The organism is Rhizobacter fulvus (assembly GCF_964020785.1).
In genome coordinates this window covers 200,784-220,325 of sequence record NZ_OZ224516.1, presented here as the reverse complement: position 1 = coordinate 220,325, position 19,542 = coordinate 200,784, and the positions used below count along the sequence as shown (strand labels likewise).

Below are 19,542 nucleotides of genomic sequence, written 5' to 3'. Positions count from 1 at the left end.
GGAGCAACCCGATGACGTCATTCCCGAAGCAGGTCGAGTTCCACGAAGAAGGCCCGCGCGAGGGCTTCCAGATGGAGAAGGCGACCTACCCGCTGGCCGACCGCCTGGAACTCATCGACGCGCTCGCCGCAGCCGGCCTGAAGCAGGTGCAGTGCGCATCGTTCGTGAGCCCGCGCGCGGTGCCGCAAATGGCCGATTCGCCCGAACTGTTCGCCCGGCTGAAGAAGCGGCCGGGCACGCGCTACACCGCACTCTGGCTGAACGACAACGGCTTCGAGCGGGCCCGCGCCTGCGAGCAGGTCGATCTTGATGGCAAGATCGTGTTCTACGTGACCGAGCCGTTCTCGCAGCGCAACAACAACTGCAGCGTGGCCGAGAACCGCGAGCGCCAGCTCGGCTGGATCGACCGCTACATCGCGCTCGACATCCCGCTCGAGCAGGCCTATGTGGTCACGTCCTTCGGCTGCAACCTCGGCGGCCCGGTGCCCGTGTCGGCGATCACCGACATCGTGCGCTGGCTGGCCGAGGTGTGCGCCGACCGGCGCATCCCGTTCCCGGCCTTCTACCTGGCCGACACGATGGGCTGGGCCAACCCCGAAGAGATCAAGCGCCGCATCGGCGCGGTGCGCGAGATCGTGCCGCATGCGCGCATCGGGCTGCACCTGCATGACACGCGCGGGCTCGGCGGCGCCAACGTCTACGCCGCGTTGCAGATGGGCGTGGAGCTGTTCGACAGCTCGGTCGCCGGCCTGGGCGGCTGCCCTTTCGCCGAGCACAAGACCGGCTCGGCGGCCGGCAACGTCTGCACCGAGGACATGGCGTTCATGTGCGAGGAGCTCGGCATCCCGACCGGCATCGACCTGGAGAAGCTGGTCGAGGCCTCGCGTCTGGCGGAACGCATCATCGGCCGGCCGCTGAACGGCCACCTGATGCACAGCGGCACGCTCGCCGCGATGCGCGGGTGACCTTGCCCGCGCACGTGCCGCCGGCCACTGGATGACGGCGGCCGGCCCCAAAGACCCGCCCGGCTTGCAGACCGGCCGCGACGAAGACTGGGTCGGCCCGCTGCTGGCGATGCTGGCCGTGCAGACGGCCGTTTCTTTCCTGTCGCGCATTGCGCCGACGCTGGCGCCGACGCTCGCATCGCGCATCGGCTGGCCGGTCGAGAGCGTGGGTTACCTCTCGTCGATGATCACCGGCGGCTCGGTCGTCGCGCTGCTGCTGGGCATGCCGCTGCTGCGGCGCCTGGGTTCGATGCGCAACCTCCAGGTCGGCCTGGCGTTGGGCGTGCTCGGCGCGTTGCTGAGCGCGGTGCCGGAGTCCATTGCGCTGGTGGTTGGCAGCTTGCTGATCGGCTTGTCGATCGGGCCGCCGTCGTCGGCCGGCATGGACGTGCTGCAGCGCTTCGCGCCGCTGCGGCATCGCAACCTTCTGTTCTCGGTCAAGCAGGCCGGCGTGCCGCTGGGCGGCGTGATCGCCGGGCTGCTGATGCCCTGGGCGTCGCAGACGTTCGGCATCGGCGTGGCCGTGACCATCGCCGCCGCGTTGGGCGCGCTGACGCTCTTCGCGGTGCAGCCGTTGCGGGCCCGTGTCGACGCCGCGCGCGAGACCACGCTGCAGCTGAACTGGCGCATGTTCCTCTCGCCGAACAACCTGCGTCAGCCGATCGCGGTGCTGGTGGCGATGCCGGCCTTGCGCCGCATGGGCCTGGCGGGCGGCTGCCTGGGCGCGGGGCAGAGCGTGTGGTTCGCGTTCCTCGTCACCTACCTCGTGGTCGAGCTGCACTGGACGCTGACGGCCGCCGGTGCGCTGTTCGCGCTGATGCAGCTGGTCAGCGCGCTCGGCCGGCCGCTGGCCGGCTTCATCTCGGATCGGCTGGGCGACGGGCCGCGCGTGCTGCGCTGGGCGGTGATCGGGTCGGGTCTGACCACGCTCGCGCTGGCGTTCTGCACGCCGGCGTGGCCGACCTGGAGCGTGGTCGCGCTGGCGGTGCTGGCCGGTTTGACGGTGGCCAGCTGGAACGGCGTGCAGTTCGCCGAGGTCGCGCGCCTGGCACCGCCCGAAACGCTGAACGAGACCATGACCGGCGCCACCTTGCTGCTGCTGCTGGCCTATGTCGTGGGGCCGGCGATCTTCAGCTTGGTGGTCGCCGCCGGTGCGAGTTTCGGCGCTGCCTTTGGCTTCACTGCGCTGGTCACCTTCTCGGCCCTGTGGCCCTTGTCTCGCGTGAAGGACGACACCCTGACGCGCACCTGACGCGCACCTGACGCGCACCTGACGCGCGTTCGCGACTGCACGGCTCAGCGCGCGACCTTGAGCGGCATGCGCCGCATGCCGCGGAACACCATCGACTCCTGCCACTCGAGCTCGGCCTCGGGCAGCGCCAGTTCGATGCGCCGCCAGCGCGCGAGCGCCGCCGGCAGCGCGATCTGGCCCTCGAGCCGCGCGAGCGGAAAACCCAGGCAGATGTGCATGCCGAAGCCGAATGAAAGCTGCGGCACGCCGTCGCGCTGCAGTTCGAGCCGGTCCGGGTCGGGGTAGGCCTCGGGGTCGCGGTTGGCCGCGCTCAGCATCACGTAGACCCGGTCGCCGACCGCGAGCGTCCTGCCGCGCAGCTGCTGCTCGACCAGCACGGTGCGCGACTGCACGCCGCTCGGGCCGTCGTAGCGCAGCAACTCCTCGACCGCGCCCGGGGCGAGGCCGGGGTCGGCGCGCAGCGCCGCCTGCTCCCCCGGGAAGGCGAGCAGCGCGAGCAGTCCGTTGGCCAGGTGGTTGGTGGTGGTCTCGTGACCCGCGAAGACCAGCAGCATGCAGGTCGCGACCAGTTCGTCGTCCGAAAGGCGTTCGCCGGCGTCTTCGACATGCACCAGTTGCGACAGCAGGTCGGTGCCCGGCTCCGTGCGGCGCGCCTGGATGAGCTCGCGCAGGTAGGCTGCCATCTCCTGGGTCGCGCGCTCGGCGATCGCGTACTTCTGCGCCGACATGTGCGAGGCACCGACCAGCAGCGCGATCTCGTCCGACAGGCGCTTGACCGTCAGCAGCCGGTCGCGCGGAATGCCCAGCATCGCCATGATCACCAGCGCTGGCAGCGGGCCGGCAAAGTCGGCGATGAAATCGATCTGTTCGCGCTCGCCGACCTCGTCAAGCAGCAGGGCGGTCAGCGCCGCCACGGTCGGGCGCATGGCCTGCATCGACTGCGCGGTCAGCACCTTGCTCGTCAAGCGCCGCAGGTGGGTGTGCTGCGGCGGATCGCGGAACACCATCCAGGTTGCGAGGTACTTCAGGATCTCGGCCACGCGCGCCGCCTCGGGGCCGGGCAGGGCCGCGCGAAGTGAGGGCGCATCCGCACCACCGACACGTCGCGGTCGAGCAGCACTTTCTTCACGTCGTCGTAGCGAGTCAGCACCCAGGCGCGCAGCCGCGGGCTCCAATGCACCGGGTCTTCCTCGCGCAGGCGCCGGTAGATCGGGTACGGGTCGGCGAAGAACTCGCGCGTGTCGGGACGGAAGTCGAGCGCGTGGTTGAGCATGCGCCGATTCTGCGATCGTCTCTCGGGAAAATCAATCGAGCTAACTAACGTATGTTTGGTGGCAGAATAGGGGAGCCATGGCGTCGCGCCGTGCGCCCGCGCATCGGCGCTCCCGTGGGTCGGAGGTCAAATGAAACGTACCAGGCGTCTGCAACCGGCTTCAACGGCCGGCTCGAAAGGGCACCGCCCATGGCAGTGATGACCAGCCGCGTCGATTCGCGCTCGGGTGCCGGCGCCGCGGCCGCGGCGCACGGCCGACAGCAGCTCGAGCTGCTGCGCGAACGCCTCGCGCGGGCGGCCACGGGCGGACGCGACGCGCACATCCAGCGCCACCGCGACCGCGGCAAGCTGCTGGTGCGCGAGCGCATCGACTTCGTGCTCGACGACGCGACCGCCTTCCTCGAGCTCTCGCCCCTGGCCGCGTGGGGCCAGTACGGCAACGAGGTGCCGGCGGCCGGCATCGTCACCGGCATCGGCATCGTCGCCGGACAGCCGTGCATGTTCATCGCCAACGACGCCACGGTGAAGGGCGGCTCGTTCTTCCACGAGACCGTCAAGAAGCACCGCCGCGCACAAGAGATCGCTTGGCGGCTGCGCCTGCCATGCCTCTATCTGGTGGACTGCGGCGGCGCCTTCCTGCCCGAGCAGGACCGCGTGTTCCCCGACCGCGACCACTTCGGCAACAACTTCTTCCAGCAATGCCGCATGTCGCAGGACGGCGTGCCGCAGATCTCGGCCGTGTTCGGCGGCTGCACCGCGGGCGGGGCCTACATCCCGGCGCTGTCGGACGAAGTGGTGATGGTGCGCGGCAACGCCCGCATCCACCTCGGCGGGCCGTCGATCGTGAAGATCGCGATCAACGAAACCGTGGACGGCGAGACCCTGGGAGGCGCGGAGATGCACACCCGCGTGTCCGGCGTCAACGACCACCTGGCCGAGAACGAGCCGCAGGCACTGGCGCGGCTGCGCGAGATCGTCGCCAGCCTGCCGCCGGCGCCGCTGCCGGCGCCGCCGCTGACGCCGCGCCCGCCGCTGTACGACCCGGCCGAGCTCGACGCCATCGTGCCCGCCGACCCCAAGCAGCCCTACGACGCGCGCGAGATCATCGCCCGCCTCGTCGACGGCAGCGAGCTGCACGAGTTCAAGCCCGAGTGGGGCACGACGCTGGTCACCGGCTTCGGCGCGATCCACGGCCAGCCGGTGGGCATCCTGGCCAACAACGGCGCGCTGCTGGCCGAAGCGGCGCTGAAGGGCACGCACTTCATCGAACTGGCCAACCAGCGCGGCGTGCCGCTGCTGTTCCTGCAGAACATCGCCGGCTTCATGGTCGGCACCGAGGCCGAGCGCGGCGGCATCGCCAAGCACAGCGCGAACATGGTCTACGCGGTCTCGAACGCGCGCGTGCCCAAGATCACCCTGATCGTCGGCGGCTCGTACGGCGCCGGCAACTACGGGATGTGCGGGCGCGGCTTCGAGCCCGAGTTCCTGTTCGCGTGGCCGAGTGCCTCGGTGGCGACCATGAGCGCCGACATCGCCAGCAACGTGATGCTCGAGCTGGCCCGCTCCAACCTGCGCGGCCCGGCCGACGAGGCGCGCATGGCCGAGACCGAACGCGCGGTACGCGAGCAATACGGCCGCCAGTCCGACCCGTACTACGCCACCTCGCGGCTGTGGGACGACGGCCTGATCGCGCCCTCGCAGTCGCGCAGCGTGCTCGGGCTCGCGCTGGCGCTGGCCACGCGTCGCGTGCTGCCCAAGACCGCCACCCCCGTGTACCGCATGTGAGAGCCGCACCATGACCCCACCGACCTTCCAGACCCTGCTGCTCGACATCGATGAGCGCGGCGTGGCCCGGCTCACGCTGAATCGGCCCGACACCCACAACGCGCTCAACGCGACGCTGATCGCCGAGCTGCGCGATGCTGCCGGTTGGCTGGCCAAGGCGAGCGGGGTGCGCGCCGTGGTGCTCACCGGCAGCGGCCAGACCTTCTGCGCCGGCGGCGACCTCGGCTGGATGCAGCAGAACATGAAGAAGACGCGCACCGAGCGCGTCGCCGACAGCGCCGAACTGGCGACCATGTTCCGCGCACTCAACGAGCTGCCGATGCCGCTGATCGGGCGCATCAACGGCCCGGCCTACGGCGGCGGCGTCGGCATGATCTCGGTGTGCGATGTCTCGATCGCGGTCGACAGCGGCGTGTACTGCCTGACCGAAGTGCGCCTGGGCCTGCTGCCGGCCAACATCGCACCGTATGTCGTGGCGCGCATGGGCGAGGCCAACGCGCGCCGCACGTTCCTGACCGCCAAGCGCATGAAGGCCGCAGAGGCGCAGCGGCTCGGCCTGGTCTCCGAGGTCGTGCCCGACGCCCAGCTCGACGCGGCAGTCGAGCGCGAACTCGCCGACCTGCTGCAATGCGCCCCCGGCGCGGTGGCCGCGACCAAGAAGCTGATCGCCTACGTCGACCAGCACGACCTGTCCACCAGCATGATCTACACCGCCGACAAGCTGGCCGATGCGTGGGAAACCGAGGAGGGGCGTGAAGGCATCACGGCCTTCTTCGCCAAGCGGCCGCCCGCCTGGCGCGCGACCTGAGCGAACGGGCGCCATGTTCGACACCCTGCTGATCGCCAACCGCGGCGAGATCGCCTGCCGCATCGCCCGCAGCGCGCGGCGCATGGGGTTGCGCACCGTGGCCGTCTACTCCGACGCCGACCGCGAGGCGCTGCACGTCGCGAGCTGCGACACGGCCGTGCGCATCGGCCCGCCCGAGGCCGCGCGCAGCTACCTCGACGCGGCCGCCATCGTCGCCGCGGCACGTGCCACCGGCGCGCAGGCGGTGCACCCGGGCTACGGCTTCCTGTCCGAGAGCCTGGCGTTGATCGAGGCCTGCGAGGCCGCCGGCATCGCCTTCGTCGGGCCGTCGCGCGAAGCGATCCGGCGTATGGGCTCGAAGATCGAATCCAAGCGCATCGCGGTCGAACATGGGGTGCCGGTCGTTCCCGGCTACCACGGCGACGACCAGGCGAGCGCGGTGCTGGCCGAAGCCGCCGCGCGCATCGGCTTCCCGGTGCTGATCAAGGCCTCGGCCGGCGGCGGCGGCAAGGGCATGCGGGTGGTGCGCGCCGCGGAGGAATTCGCGGCCGCGTTCGACACCGTGCGGCGCGAAGCCAAGGCCTCGTTCGGCGACGACCGCGTGCTCCTTGAACGCTACCTGGCAGAGCCGCGCCACCTCGAAGTGCAGTTGCTCGGCGACAAACACGGCCACCTGGTGCATCTGTTCGAGCGCGAGTGCTCGATCCAGCGCAACCACCAGAAGGTGATCGAGGAGGCGCCCGCGGCCCATCTGCAGGACGCGCAACGCGAAACGCTGTACCGGCATGCGCTGGCGGTCGGGCGCGCGATCGGCTACGACAGCACCGGCACGATCGAGTTCATCCACGACGCGGGCAGCGGCGACACCTATTTCCTGGAGATGAATACCCGGCTGCAGGTCGAGCACCCGGTGACCGAGGCCACGGTCGGCATCGACCTGGTCGAATGGCAGTTGCGCGTCGCCGCGGGCGAGCCGCTCACCTTCGCGCAGAAGGACCTGAGCCGGCGCGGCTGGGCGATCGAGGCGCGGGTCTGCGCCGAAGACCCGGGTGCCGGCTTCGCGCCCGAGATCGGCGCGATCGTCGGCTACGCCGAGCCCGGCGGCGAGGGTGTGCGCGTCGACAGCGGCGTGCGCGCCGGCGGCCGCGTCACACCGTATTACGACTCGATGCTGGCCAAGGTCATTGCCTTTGCCGACACCCGCGAGCAGGCCGCACGGCGCCTGGCCACCGCGCTCGACCAGTATCAGCTGCTGGGGGTGCGCAGCAACCTCGGCTTCCTGGCCGACCTGCTGCGCGCGCCGGCCTTCGGGCAGATGCTCAGCACTCACTACATCGAGCGCAGCTTTCCCGAAGGGTGGCGCCCGCGCGGCGATGCGGTCGAGGCGCTGGCGACGGCCGCGCTGGGGTGCGCGCTGGCCGCCCACGCGCTGTACACGGCCTCGGCGTGGCAGGCGCTGGGCGCCTGGCGCGTGACCGGCGACGCCGCGCCGGCTGGCGTGCGCGTGCTGCTCGAGGACCCGTCGCGCACGCTGCACGAGGCGCTGGTGCAGGCCCGCGGCAACACGTGGCAGGTGCAGGTGGCCGAGCGCAGCTTCAGCTTCCTCGCCCAGCTAGACGGCGAACGGCTGGATGTCGAACACTCAGGCCGCAGCGCGACTCACCGCTTCCTGAGCCTTCACGACGCCGGCGCCGAACGCGTGTGGCTGTGCGGCCCGCAAGGCACCCACACTTGGACCCGGGTGGACCGCGTTCGCCACGCGCTCGCCGGCGGCGACGCGGCTGGGGCCGATGCCGGCAACAGCCTGCGTGCGCCGATGCCGGGGCTGGTGACCTCCGTGCCTGTCAGCGTCGGCGCGAGTGTGCGTGCCGGCGACACGCTGGTGATGTTGGAGGCGATGAAGATGCTGCACACGCTGGCGGCGCCGGCCGACGGCCGCGTGACCGAACTGCGCTGTCGCGAGGGTGATTCGGTGCGCGGCGGCGATGTGCTGGCGGTGATCGAACCCGAGGAGAAAACATGAACGAGCCCATCTATTTCACTGAAGAGCACCGCCAGTTCCGCGACAACCTGCGCCGCTTCATCGACCAGGAAATCGTGCCGCGCGCCGCCCCCTGGGAAGAGGCCGGCATGGTGCCGCGCGAGGTGATGCGCCAGATGGGCGAGCTCGGTTACCTCGGCATCCGCTACCCCGAGACCTACGGCGGCTCGGGCCTGGACACCGTGTACAGCGCGATCCTGGCCGAAGAGCTCGGTCGCTCCACCTTCGGCGGCTACGCGGTCACGGTGACGGTGCACACCGACATGGCCTCGCCGCACCTGGCCAACTTCGGCTCGCCAGAGCAGCTGCAGCGTTACCTGCCGTCGCTGATCCGCGGCGAGACGGTCTGCGCGGTGGCGGTGACCGAACCCGACGCCGGCTCCGACGTGGCCGGCATCCGCACCCGCGCGGTACGCGACGGCGACCACTGGGTCATCAACGGCAGCAAGATGTTCATCACCAACGGCGTGCACGGCGACCTGTACTTCGTCGGCGCCAAGACCGATCCCACCGCCAAGGGCTCGCGCGGCATCTCGATCTTCATTGTCGAAAAGGGCACGCCGGGGTTCCGGGTCGGGCGCTCGTTGAAGAAGAGCGGCTGGCTGTGCAGCGACACCGCCGAGCTGGTGTTCGAGAACTGCCGCATCCCGGCGGCGAACCTGCTGGGGGGCGAGAACAAGGGCTTCTACCAGATCATGCGCAACTTCCAGAACGAGCGCATGGTGATCGGCGCCCAGGCCATGGGCGAAGCGGCGCGCGCGATCGAGATGACGGTGGACTACGTGCGCGACCGCAGGGCCTTCGGCGCGACGCTGTGGGACAAGCAGGCGATCCGCCAGCGCTTGGCGATGCGCGCGGCGCAGGTCGAGGCCGGGCGCGCGCTCGTCTACCACGCCGCCTGGCTCGATGCGCAGGGCAAGGACTGCGTCAAGGAGGTCTCGATGGTCAAGGCCTTGTGCGGCGAACTCGTCAACAAGGTGCTGTACGACTGCCAGCAGTTCCACGGTGGCTTCGGCTACATGCACGAGACGACGATCGCCCGCATGGTTCGCGACGCGCGCGTCGAGGCGATCGGCGGCGGCGCCACCGAGGTCATGCTCGAAGAAGTGGCGAAGCGGCTGTGAGCACCAAGCTCGCCAAGGCGGCCCGTGCCGCACCATCCAGCGCGCCCGACTCACGCTGGCGGCAGCTGACCCGGATCTCGCCGTACAGCCGCGAACTCGGCTTGGAGCTGGCTCATGCCGGTGTCGACTGGTGCGTGCTCAGGGTGCCGTATGCCGAGAAGCTGATCGGCTATCCCGAGACGCGCGTGCTGCACGGCGGCGTGATAACGGCGCTGATGGATGTGGCATTCGGCCTGTCGATCTTCGTGCGGCTGGGCGAACTGCGACCGATGGCCACGCTCGACCTGCGCATCGATTACCTCAAGCCCGCCACGCCCGATCGCGACGTGCTTGGCGGGGCGGTCTGCTACAAGCTCAGCTCGGAACTGGCCTTCGTGCGCGGCTGCGCGTACCACGACACGCCCGACAACCCGATCGCGACCTCGATCGCGATCTTCATGTTCACCGGCGGGCCGACGATCTCGCTCGACCAGGCGGGCCAGCCATGAAGCTCTCCGATGTGGTGGCCGCCGCGCGGGCCAGCGGGAACTGGACAGCGTTGGTGGACATGATTCCCTATGCACGCTTTCTGAACATGTCGATCGACGTGAAAGGCGACGTGTTCAGCTGCACGATGCCGTTCAACCAGAAACTGATCGGCAATCCGATCCTGCCGGCGCTGCATGGCGGCGCCACCGGCGGGTTCATGGAAAGCACCGGCCTGTTCTACCTGCTGTGGCACATGGACAGCAGCGAGCTGCCCAAGACCATCGACTTCAGCTTCGACTTCCTGCGTTCGGGCCGGCCCGAAGACGTCTACGCCAACGTCTTCATGGTCAAGCAGGGCCAGCGCGTCGCGCACCTGCGCATCGAAGCCTGGCAGTCCAGCCCCGACAAACCCATTGCCATCGGCCACGGCAATTTCATGCTGAAGCCAGCACCCGCATCGAAAGGATCCCAATGAGCGACAGCCGCTACCGTTCCGTCTACCGCGCCGGCCTGTTTGCCGGCCAGACCGCGATCGTCACCGGCGGGGGCAGTGGCATCGGCCGCTGCACCGCGCACGAACTCGCCAGCCTCGGCGCCGCGGTGGCGCTGGTGGGCCGCAAGCTCGAGAAGCTGCAGGCGGTGCAGGCCGAGATCGAAGCCGCCGCCCCGGGCGCGAAGGTCAGCATCCACTCGTGCGACATCCGCGACGAGGCCGGGGTCAAGCAGACGATCAGCGATGTGCTCGCTGCGCATGGCCGCATCGACGGGCTGGTCAACAACGCCGGCGGCCAGTACCCGCAGCCGGTGCGCGACATCACGCTCAAGGGTTGGGACGCGGTCGTGCGTAACAACCTGCATGGCGGCTTCCTGGTCTCGCGCGAGGCCTACACGCAGTGGATGGAAGCCCATGGCGGCGCCATCGTCAACATCATCGCCGACATGTGGATGGGCATGCCGACGATGGCGCACAGTGGCGCGGCGCGTGCCGGCATGTTGTCGTTCACCGAGACCGCAGCCTGCGAATGGGGGCAGTCGGGCGTGCGCGTCAACGCGGTGGCACCGGGCTTCGTGGCCAGCAGCGGTTTCGACACCTACGGCCCGGAGATGAAGGCCAAGTTCCGCAGTCTGATGAAGACCGCGCCGCTGCAACGTTACGGCACCGAGGCCGAGGTTTCTTCGGCCATCGTCTACCTGCTGTCCGAAGGCGCGGCTTACATCACCGGTTCCTTCATTCGCGTCGACGGCGGCGTGCCCAACGCGCGCCAGACCTGGAAGCTCGACGAGCACAGCCGTTCCGTGCCCTACGAGGGTTTCCCGCTCGCCAAGATGCCCGACTGCCTGAAGCCGGGCGCAGAGTAAAGAACCCTACTTTCAACAGGAGACCACGATGGCCATGGACCCCCCCGCCGGCGCAAAGCCGGTGCCCTTCAAGACCCACAACCGCACGATCACCGAGACCGACATCGTCACCTTCGTCAACGTCGTCGGCCTGCACGAGCCCTTCTTCATCGACATGGAGTACATCAAGACCCACATGTCGGGTAAGCACCGCAACCGCTTCGCGCCCGGGCCGATGATCATCTCGGTCGGCATGGGCCTGCTGGCGCCGACCGTGGCCGGCATCATCGACAAGGTGCTCGAAGGGCGCGAGCATGGCCCGTTCGGCGGCATGACCGGCGTCGATGCGCGCGTCAAGGCCGCACTGTTCCCGGGCGACACCGTGCACGTCGAGGGCGAGGCCTGGCTTCGTCCGCCGAGCTCGCGCGGCTACACGCTGATGGACCTGCGCCACCGCGTCATCAACCAGCACGGCGAGGTGCTGGTCGAGTTCACCGAGACCATCACCTTCCTGCCCAAGGGCGCGGTCGAGCATTGACCGGCCGGCCATTCACCCCATGAGGACGCGGCCATGACACAGACCAGGGACTTCTGGACCCAGAAGGCAGCGACGCTGTCGATTCGCCACCAGGCCTTCATCGACGGCAAGTTCGTTGCGGCCGCGTCGGGTGCGAGCTTCGACTGCATCAGCCCGATCGACGGCCGCACGATTGTCAGCGTCGCGTCGTGCGATGCGCCCGACGTGGACCGCGCCGTCAAGGCGGCGCGCACCGCGTTCGAGGACGGGCGCTGGTCGCGGCTGGCACCACGCGAACGCAAGCGGCTCATGCTCGCGCTCGCCGAGGTGATGCGCCAACACGCCGAGGAACTGGCGCTGCTCGAAACGCTTGACGTCGGCAAGCCGATCCGCGACGCGCACATGATCGACATCCCGATGGCGATCGAGGCCATCGCCTGGTACGCCGAGGCGGCCGACAAGCTCTACGACCAGGTGGCGCCGACCGGTCACGACGTGGTCGCGATGGTGACACGCGAGCCGATGGGCGTGGTGGGCGTGGTGCTGCCGTGGAACTTTCCGCTGATGCTGGCGTGCTGGAAGATCGGCCCCGCGCTCGTGGCCGGCAATACCGTCGTGATCAAGCCGGCCGAACAATCGCCGCTGACCGCGATCCGCCTCGCCGAACTCGCGCTCGAAGCGGGTATTCCACCCGGTGTGATCAACGTCGTGCCCGGCTTCGGGCCGACGGCCGGCAAGGCACTCGGGCTGCACCCTGATGTCGACGCGCTGACCTTCACCGGTTCGGGCGAGATCGGCAAGATGTTCATGGCCTATGCGGCGCAGTCGAACATGAAGCGCGTCAGCCTCGAATGCGGCGGCAAGTCGCCCAACATCATCTTCGCCGATGCCCCTGACATCGACGCCGCCGCGCGCAACGCGGCGTTCGGCATCTTCTACAACCAGGGCGAGGTGTGCGCCGCCGGCTCGCGCCTGGTGGTGCAGGAGTCGATCAAGGACGAGGTGCTCGAGAAGGTGATCGGCTGGGCCCGCAAGATGCAGCCCGGCGATCCGCTCGATCCGAAGTCGCGCGCCGGCGCGATCGTCAGCCACGAGCAGACCGAGCGGATCTGCGGGTACATCGCCCAGGGCAGCCAGCAGGGTGCCCGGCTCGCCCTCGGCGGCAAGCAGGTGCTGACGCAGACCGGTGGCTTCTACATCGAGCCGACCATCTTCGACGGCGTTGCAGGCGACATGACGATCGCACGCGAGGAGATCTTCGGCCCGGTGCTGGCCACGCTGACCTTCCGCGACCAGGACGACGCTGTGCGCATCGCCAACGACACGATCTATGGCCTGGGTTCGGCGATCTGGACCTCGAACATCAACACGGCCCACAAGATGGCGAAGTCGATCCGCGCCGGCTCGGTCTGGGTCAATTGCTACAACGGCGGCGACATCACGACGCCGTTCGGCGGCTACCGTCAGTCGGGCTTCGGCCGCGACAAGTCGCTGCACGCGATCGACAAGTACACCGAGCTGAAGACGACCTGGATCCAGCTCGGCTGAGGGTGCGCTGACGACATGACCGGCAGATTCGAGGCACGCACGGCGATCGTCACCGCGGCAGGCGCCGGCATCGGCGCCGCGACCGCGCTGCGCTTCGCGCGCGAAGGCGCGCGCGTCGTCGTCGCCGACCTCAGCGGCAAGCGGGCCGAAGAAACGGCGGCCGGCATCGTCGCGCAGGGTGGTGACGCGGTGTGGATCAAGATGGACGCCGCCGACCCGGACGCGGTGCAGGCGACCGTGCAACTCGCGCTCGACCGCTACGGTCGCATCGACGTGCTCGTTAACAATGCCGGCTACGGCGAGCCGGCGCTGCTGGCCGACTATTCGCTCGACACCTGGAGCCGCATCCTGGCCGTGACCCTGACGAGCGTGTTCCTGGGGCTCAAGTACTGCTTGCCGGTGATGCGGCGCCAGGGCAAGGGGGCGGTCGTCAACACCGCGTCGATTTCCGGCACGGCGGGCGACTACGGCATGTCGGCCTACAACGCCGCCAAGGCCGGTGTCATCAACCTCACGCGGTCGGCGGCGCTCGAGTGCGCGCAAGACGGCATCCGCATCAACTGCGTCTGCCCGGGCGGTATCGACACCCGCGTGACGCAGGTGCTGGCCGGTGCGCGCGCCGACGAGGTGCGCCGTGCGATGGCCGCCGTGCATCCGCTGGGCCGCATGGGCGAGGCCGACGAGATCGCCAGCACCGTCCTGTTCCTCGCCTCGGAAGAGGCTTCATTCATCACCGGCGCCGCGCTGGTGGCCGACGGCGGCCTGACGGCGCAGACCGGTCTGCCGCCGTTCGTGGTGCGCTGACGCGGCAAGGACTTCACACCATGGACTTCAGCTTCACCGAAGAGCAGAACCTGTTGCGCGACAGCGTGCGCGCGATGTTGAACCGCGTTGCCACGCCGGAATACATCCGGCGCTGCGACGCCGAGCCGCGCTACCCCTACGAGCTGTACGACGCGTTCGTCGAGATGGGCCTGCTGCGCATGCCGTTCCCGGAGTCGGTGGGCGGCCTGGGCGGCAGCGTGATCGACTTCGCCGTGATCGCCGAGGAGCTCGGCCGCAAGAGCTACGACTTCCTCGGCGCCTACGGCACCTGCGTCTTCAACGGCCTGAACATCCTGCACAACGGCACCGAGGCGCAGCGCGCGCACTGGCTGCCCAAGCTGCTCGACGGCGAGATCCGCATGTCGATCTCGATGACCGAACCCGGCGCCGGCTCGGATGCCGGCGCGATGCGCACCAGCGCGCGCCGCGACGGCGACATGTGGGTCATCAACGGCCAGAAGGTGTTCTCGACCGGCGCGGGCGCCGACAGGAACGTCATCAACCTGTATGCCCGCACGCAACCCGAAGGGCCGCACCAGCAGGCGCTGTCGCTGTTCCTGGTCGACAAGGACACGCCGGGCATCACGCTGCGCAAGCTCGACACGCTGGGCCGGCGTTCGCTGGGCACCTACGAGGTGTTCTTCGACGACGTCCGCGTGCCCGCCGACCGCTTGGTGGGCGAGCCGGACAAGGGCTGGGGCTACATGCTGTCCGGTCTGCAGCTCGAACGCTTGATGACGGCGGCGGGCTATGTCGGCGGCGCGCAAGCGGCGGTCGACCTGGCCCTGGCCTACGCCAAGGAGCGCAAGCAGTTCGGCAAGCCCATCGGCACCTTCCAGGCCATCGCCCACATGCTGGCCGACATGCAGACCGCGGTCGAGGCGAGCCGGCTGATGATGTGGCGGGCCGCCTGGCAACTGGCGCGCGGCGAGGATGCGCTGATGGCCATCTCGCAGGCCAAGCTGTTCGGCTCCGAGGCCTACGCCAACATCGCCAACCAGGGCATGCAGATCATGGGCGGCTACGGCTACATCATGGAGTTCGACATGCAGCGCCACTACCGCGACGCACGTGCCACCACCATCACGGCCGGCACTTCGCAGATGCAGCGCAACCTGATCGCCGGGCTGATGGGCCTGAAAACCAAATGAACCGCTGAGGCCCGCATGGATTTCGATCTGACCGAAGAACAGGTGTTGCTGCGCGACGCCGCGCGCAAGCTCGCGCAACAGGAATTTCGCGAGAAGGCCGCGCGCTGGGACCGCGAAGAATGTTTCCCGGAAGAAAACAAGCACCGCCTGGCCGAGCTCGGCTACCTCGGCCTGAGCGTCGACAAGGAGTTCGGCGGCGCCGGCGCCGGGCTGGTCAGCACCTACCTGGTGATCGAGGAACTCGCCAAGGTCGACCTGCTGACCGCGATGATCGTGCACGACCAGAACGTCTCGCCGCGCATCATCGCCAACCACGGCCCCGAGGAACTCAAGCGCCGGCTGGTGCCGCGCTTCGTCACCGGCGAGCTCGAATGCAGCATCGCCTGGACCGAGCCGCAGGCCGGCTCCGACGGCACCGCGATCCGCACGGCGGCCGTGCGCGACGGCGACGAATACCTGATCAACGGCAGCAAGATCTTCACGACGTTCGGCGACCGCGCCGACATGCACCTGGTGTACGCGCGCTTTGGGCCGTCGAGCGGTGCCAAGGGCATCGGCACGATCGTCGTCGAGCGCGATCGGCCGGGGCTGACGGTGCGCAAGCTCGAGGGCAAGATGGGCGTGCGCGGCGCGGCCGAGAACGAGCTGTTCTTCGACAACGTGCGCGTGCCGGCGAGCAACGTCGTGACCCTGGGCGACCCGCAGAACTCGCGCGGTTTCGTCAGGCCGCTGACGATCTACAACGGCACCCGCGTCGGCATGGGCGTGATGGCGCTCGGCGTGGCCGAGGGCGCGTTCGACCTGGCGCGCGAGTACATGACGGTTCGCGAGCAGTTCGGCCAGAAGCTCAGCGAGATGCAGGGCCTGCGCTGGATGATGGCCGATTCGCTGATCGAGATCGAGGCCGCGCGCTGCCTTTGCTACAAGGCGCTGGCACTGATCGACGCCGGCAAGCCCGACCCGCAGCTGTGCTCGATCGCCAAGGTCTTCGCCACCGAAATGGCGCAGCGCGTGACCGTGCAATGCCAGCAGATGTTCGGCGGCTACGGCTACTTCGGCTCGCTGCCGCTGGAGCGCATGGTGCGCGACGTGCGCATGCTCACGCTGACCGGCGGCACGACGCAGACGCAGAAGAATGTGATCGCCGGTCACATCTTTCCGAATTCGTGACCGGCAGCTTGAACCCCTTCACCCGATGAATTGAGGAGACTCTGAATGGACTTTTCACTGAACACCGAACAAGTGGCGATGCGCGACATGGCGGCGCGTTTCGCGAAGGAACGGCTGGCGCCCGACTACATGAAGCGCGAGAAGACGAACACCATCGACCGGACCATCCTGAAGGAGATGGGCAGCCTGGGCTTGATCAGCGCGGCGTTGCCGGAGGAATTCGGCGGCATGGGGGTGGACTGCGTCACCTCGGGCGTGATCATCGAGGAGATCGCCGCCGGCGACTTCAACATGAGCTACGTGCAGCTGGTGAGCTGGCTGATGGGCCAGATCCTGTGCAAGTACGCCGAGCCCGACGTGGCGAACGAATGGGTTCCCAAGCTCGCGGCAGGCGAGGCGCTCGTGGCCCTCGGCCTGACCGAACCGCGCGGCGGCTCCGATGCCGCCAACCTGACCCTGCGTGCCGAGCGCAAAGGCGACCACTACCTCATCAACGGCGAGAAGACCTCGATCAGCTTCTGTGAGCAGGCCGACGTGATCGTGTCCTTCGCCCGCACCGGCAAGGTCGAGGACGTGGCCAAGGGCATCAGCGCGTTCGTCGTCCCGATGAACGCGCCGGGCGTCAGCCGCGCGCGTTTCAACGACGTGGGCACGAAGATCGTCGGCCGCGGTTCAGTGTTCTTCGACAACGTGAAGATTCCGGCCAACCACCGCATGGGCGAAGAGAACCGCGCGTTCTTCCAGATCATGAACGGCTTCGACTACAGCCGCGCGCTGATCGGCCTGCAGTGCCTGGGCGCGGCGCAGGCATCGTTGAACGAATCCTGGGAGTACATCAAGGAGCGCAAGGCCTTCGGCGCGCCGCTGGCCCAGTACCAAGGTGTCACGTTCCCGCTGGCCGAGGCCGACACGCTGCTGACCGCGGCGCGCGCGCTGTGCTACCGCACGCTGTGGCTGCGCGACGCGAACCTGCCGCACACCGCCGAGGCCGCGATGTGCAAGTGGTGGGTGCCCAAGATCAGCTACGAGGTCATCACGCAGTGCCTGCTGACCCACGGCCACTACGGCTACACCACCGACCTGCCGCACCAGCAGCGCATGCGCGACACGCTGGGTCTGCAGATCGGCGACGGCACGGCGCAGATCATGAAGCTCGTGATCGCGCGCGAGCGCGTCGGCCGCATCGCGGTGCAGTACGCGCAGGGCAACAACAAGTGATCTGATCGCGGGCTTCGGGGCCTGCCACGCCAACTGGAGAATTTCATGACGGTTCGAATCGAGCGCCACGGCGCGGTCGCGCATCTCGTGCTGGATCGGCCCGAGCGCCTCAACGCGCTGACGCCGGAGATGATGGAGCAGCTCTCCGACGCGACCCTGAGCTTGCAGAAGGACGGCGCGGTGCGCGCCGTGCTGCTGCGCGGCGAGGGTCGCGCGTTCTGCGCCGGTGCCGACGTCGGCACGATGCAGAGCCTGGACGTGCTCACCGGCCGGCAGCGCGTCCAGCGCGCGCACCGTGTGATCACCGGTCTGGCCAATCTCGACAAGCCGGTGATCGCTGTGGTGCGTGGCGCCACCGTGGGCGTCGGCTGGAGTCTGGCACTGGCCTGTGACCTGATCCTCGCGTCGGACAACGCCAAGTTCAGTCTGGTGTTCAAGAAGATCGGTCTGGCGCCCGACGGCGCCGCGGCCTACTTCCTGACGCAGTACATCGGCGTGCTGCGGGCGCGCGAGCTGATGATGTCGGCGCGCATGGTGCCGGCCGAAGAGGGGCGACAGCTCGGCATGGTCAACGAGGTCGTGCCCGACGACCTGCTCGACGCGCGTGCCGTTGCGCTGGCCGAGGAACTGGCCGAATCTGCCACCTTCGCGCTCGCGGTGGGCAAGCGCATGTTCCGCAACGCGATGCACCCCAGCCTCGAGGCATTTCTCGACTATGAAGCCCAAGCCCAGAACCTGGTGCTGCACAGCGACGACCGCAAGGAAGGCGTCGCGGCCTTCATGGAAAAGCGCAAGCCCAAGTTCGTCGGCCATTGACACCGGAGTACCCCCATGTTCCAGCTCGACCCCGAACTCGAATCCTTCCGCCAGGACATCCGCAAGACCGCCGAGCGCGCCTTCAGCGCCAAGGCCGCGTACTGGGACGAAAAGGAGGAGTTCCCGACCGAGAACCGCGACCTGCTCGCGAAACTCGGCTACCTCGGCATGGTGATCCCGGAGGCCCACGGCGGCTCGGGCGCGCCGGTGATCCAGGGCACCATCCTGCTCGAAGAAGTAGCGCGGGTGTGCTTCAACACCGCGCTGGTGGCGCAGCTCGCGCTCAACGGGCCGTCGCGCGCGCTGGCGGTGCTGGCGTCCGAGGAGCAGAAGCAGCGCTGGCTGCCGGGCTGCGCGAACGGCGACTACAACTTCGCGATCGGCATCAGCGAGCCCGGCGCCGGCTCGGGCATGACCGACATGATCACCTCGGCCACGCCTGACGGCGACCACATCGTGCTCAACGGGCAGAAGGCCTATTGCACCGGCGGCCACCTGGCCAGCCACATCTTCGTGTTCGCGCGCTGGGGCAAGACGCAGGGCCCGCGCGGTATCGGGGCGCTGGTGGTTGAGCGCGGCATGAAGGGCTTCGAGGTCGGTCACCCGGACCGCAAGATGGGCGGGCGCGGCATGCCCGAGGTCGAGCTCTACTTCGACCATTGCCGCGTGCCGATGCAAAACGTCATCCTCGCCGGCGACCCCGACTCGACGCGCAGTTTCAAGCGCCTGATGAGCTCGTTCGGCCCCGAGCGCGTCGGCAATGCCGCGATGTGCCTGGGCGTGGCGCAGGCGGCCTACGAGGCCGCCAAAAAGTATTCGCAGGAGCGCGAGCAATTCGGGCGGCCGATCTGCGAGTTCCAGGGTCTGCAGTGGAAGATCGCCGACATGGCGGTGCAGCTGCATGCTGCGCGCCTGATGATCTACCGCGCGGCGACGAACCTGGTCGAGGGCTTTCCCGACCCGCTCGAAGCGGCGATGGCCAAGCTCTACGCCAACGAGATGGTGCAGCGCGTCACCAACGAGGCACTGCAGATCCACGGCCACGCCGGCTTCACGCGCGCGCTGCCGCTGGAGCGCATGGTGCGCGACTCGCGCGGCTTCGCGCTTGGCGGCGGCACGACCGAGATCCTGCGCAACACGATTGCGTCGATGGTTTACGGGCGCGCGTTCGATCAGCGCCGCTCATGACGCGGCAGCGACGGCG

General features: G+C 68.8%; 19 protein-coding genes. 17 read left to right on the top strand and 2 right to left on the bottom strand.

All coding sequences use genetic code 11. The features are described 5' to 3' along the window. Positions 1 to 11: 11 nt before the first annotated feature. Together ACWH49_RS01045 and ACWH49_RS01040 are read left to right on the top strand one after the other, a co-directional pair. Positions 12 to 965, top strand: a complete 954-nt coding sequence (locus ACWH49_RS01045; RefSeq protein WP_448169762.1) for a hydroxymethylglutaryl-CoA lyase — start codon at positions 12 to 14, stop codon at positions 963 to 965. Between the two features lie 31 nt (positions 966 to 996). Further along, the gene (locus ACWH49_RS01040) at positions 997 to 2,256 is read left to right on the top strand and encodes an MFS transporter (protein WP_448169761.1); all 1,260 of its coding nucleotides are present in this window, start codon (positions 997 to 999) and stop codon (positions 2,254 to 2,256) included. A 44-nt stretch (positions 2,257 to 2,300) separates the two neighbouring features. Here the strand turns inward: ACWH49_RS01040 and ACWH49_RS01035 are convergent, their stop codons facing one another. Both ACWH49_RS01035 and ACWH49_RS01030 read right to left on the bottom strand, forming a co-directional pair. Further along, positions 2,301 to 3,296, bottom strand: a complete 996-nt coding sequence (locus tag ACWH49_RS01035) for a cytochrome P450 (RefSeq protein ID WP_448169760.1) — start codon at positions 3,294 to 3,296, stop codon at positions 2,301 to 2,303. Next, on the bottom strand, positions 3,281 to 3,529 hold the full coding sequence (locus tag ACWH49_RS01030) for a hypothetical protein (RefSeq protein WP_448169759.1): 249 nt from the start codon (positions 3,527 to 3,529) through the stop codon (positions 3,281 to 3,283). Before ACWH49_RS01030 ends, ACWH49_RS01035 begins: the two co-directional genes overlap by 16 nt. Positions 3,530 to 3,718: 189 nt before the next feature. Between ACWH49_RS01030 and ACWH49_RS01025 the strand changes: the two genes are divergently transcribed. The 15 genes from ACWH49_RS01025 to ACWH49_RS00955 are packed head-to-tail and all read left to right on the top strand — an operon-like array spanning position 3,719 to position 19,526. Beyond that, positions 3,719 to 5,314, top strand: coding sequence for a carboxyl transferase domain-containing protein (locus ACWH49_RS01025; protein WP_448169758.1), 1,596 nt, complete (start codon positions 3,719 to 3,721; stop codon positions 5,312 to 5,314). Positions 5,315 to 5,324: 10 nt separating this feature from the next. Then, positions 5,325 to 6,122, top strand: coding sequence for a crotonase/enoyl-CoA hydratase family protein (locus tag ACWH49_RS01020; protein WP_448169757.1), 798 nt, complete (start codon positions 5,325 to 5,327; stop codon positions 6,120 to 6,122). A 13-nt stretch (positions 6,123 to 6,135) separates the two neighbouring features. Next, a complete protein-coding gene (locus ACWH49_RS01015) occupies positions 6,136 to 8,145 on the top strand; it encodes an acetyl/propionyl/methylcrotonyl-CoA carboxylase subunit alpha (RefSeq protein ID WP_448169756.1) in 2,010 nt (669 codons plus the stop codon). Further along, on the top strand, positions 8,142 to 9,287 hold the full coding sequence (locus ACWH49_RS01010) for an acyl-CoA dehydrogenase family protein (RefSeq protein WP_448169755.1): 1,146 nt from the start codon (positions 8,142 to 8,144) through the stop codon (positions 9,285 to 9,287). Before ACWH49_RS01015 ends, ACWH49_RS01010 begins: the two co-directional genes overlap by 4 nt. Continuing rightward, positions 9,284 to 9,775: a PaaI family thioesterase gene (locus ACWH49_RS01005; protein WP_448169754.1), complete on the top strand. Its 492-nt coding sequence runs from the start codon at positions 9,284 to 9,286 to the stop codon at positions 9,773 to 9,775. The genes ACWH49_RS01010 and ACWH49_RS01005 overlap by 4 nt, the downstream gene beginning before the upstream one ends. After that, on the top strand, positions 9,772 to 10,230 hold the full coding sequence (locus tag ACWH49_RS01000; RefSeq protein ID WP_448169753.1) for a PaaI family thioesterase: 459 nt from the start codon (positions 9,772 to 9,774) through the stop codon (positions 10,228 to 10,230). Before ACWH49_RS01005 ends, ACWH49_RS01000 begins: the two co-directional genes overlap by 4 nt. Next, positions 10,227 to 11,114 (top strand): SDR family oxidoreductase, encoded by an 888-nt coding sequence (locus tag ACWH49_RS00995; protein WP_448169752.1) that lies wholly within the window; start codon positions 10,227 to 10,229, stop codon positions 11,112 to 11,114. The genes ACWH49_RS01000 and ACWH49_RS00995 overlap by 4 nt, the downstream gene beginning before the upstream one ends. Positions 11,115 to 11,142: 28 nt before the next feature. Next, positions 11,143 to 11,631 (top strand): MaoC family dehydratase, encoded by a 489-nt coding sequence (locus ACWH49_RS00990; RefSeq protein ID WP_448169751.1) that lies wholly within the window; start codon positions 11,143 to 11,145, stop codon positions 11,629 to 11,631. 33 nt (positions 11,632 to 11,664) lie between these two features. Next, the gene (locus ACWH49_RS00985; RefSeq protein ID WP_448169750.1) at positions 11,665 to 13,158 is read left to right on the top strand and encodes an aldehyde dehydrogenase; all 1,494 of its coding nucleotides are present in this window, start codon (positions 11,665 to 11,667) and stop codon (positions 13,156 to 13,158) included. 15 nt (positions 13,159 to 13,173) lie between these two features. Then, positions 13,174 to 13,962, top strand: coding sequence for an SDR family NAD(P)-dependent oxidoreductase (locus tag ACWH49_RS00980; RefSeq protein ID WP_448169749.1), 789 nt, complete (start codon positions 13,174 to 13,176; stop codon positions 13,960 to 13,962). A gap of 20 nt (positions 13,963 to 13,982) precedes the next feature. Next, entirely contained in the window at positions 13,983 to 15,134 is a 1,152-nt protein-coding gene (locus tag ACWH49_RS00975) for an acyl-CoA dehydrogenase family protein (protein WP_448169748.1), read from the top strand. Between the two features lie 15 nt (positions 15,135 to 15,149). Beyond that, complete coding sequence (locus tag ACWH49_RS00970) at positions 15,150 to 16,304, top strand: acyl-CoA dehydrogenase family protein (protein WP_448169747.1); 1,155 nt, start codon at positions 15,150 to 15,152, stop codon at positions 16,302 to 16,304. 45 nt (positions 16,305 to 16,349) lie between these two features. Continuing rightward, positions 16,350 to 17,522, top strand: a complete 1,173-nt coding sequence (gene aliB / locus ACWH49_RS00965) for a cyclohexanecarboxyl-CoA dehydrogenase (protein ID WP_448169746.1) — start codon at positions 16,350 to 16,352, stop codon at positions 17,520 to 17,522. 45 nt (positions 17,523 to 17,567) lie between these two features. Continuing rightward, the gene (locus ACWH49_RS00960) at positions 17,568 to 18,338 is read left to right on the top strand and encodes an enoyl-CoA hydratase/isomerase family protein (protein WP_448169745.1); all 771 of its coding nucleotides are present in this window, start codon (positions 17,568 to 17,570) and stop codon (positions 18,336 to 18,338) included. 15 nt (positions 18,339 to 18,353) lie between these two features. After that, complete coding sequence (locus tag ACWH49_RS00955; RefSeq protein WP_448169744.1) at positions 18,354 to 19,526, top strand: acyl-CoA dehydrogenase family protein; 1,173 nt, start codon at positions 18,354 to 18,356, stop codon at positions 19,524 to 19,526. The last annotated feature ends 16 nt before the right edge of the window (positions 19,527 to 19,542 follow it).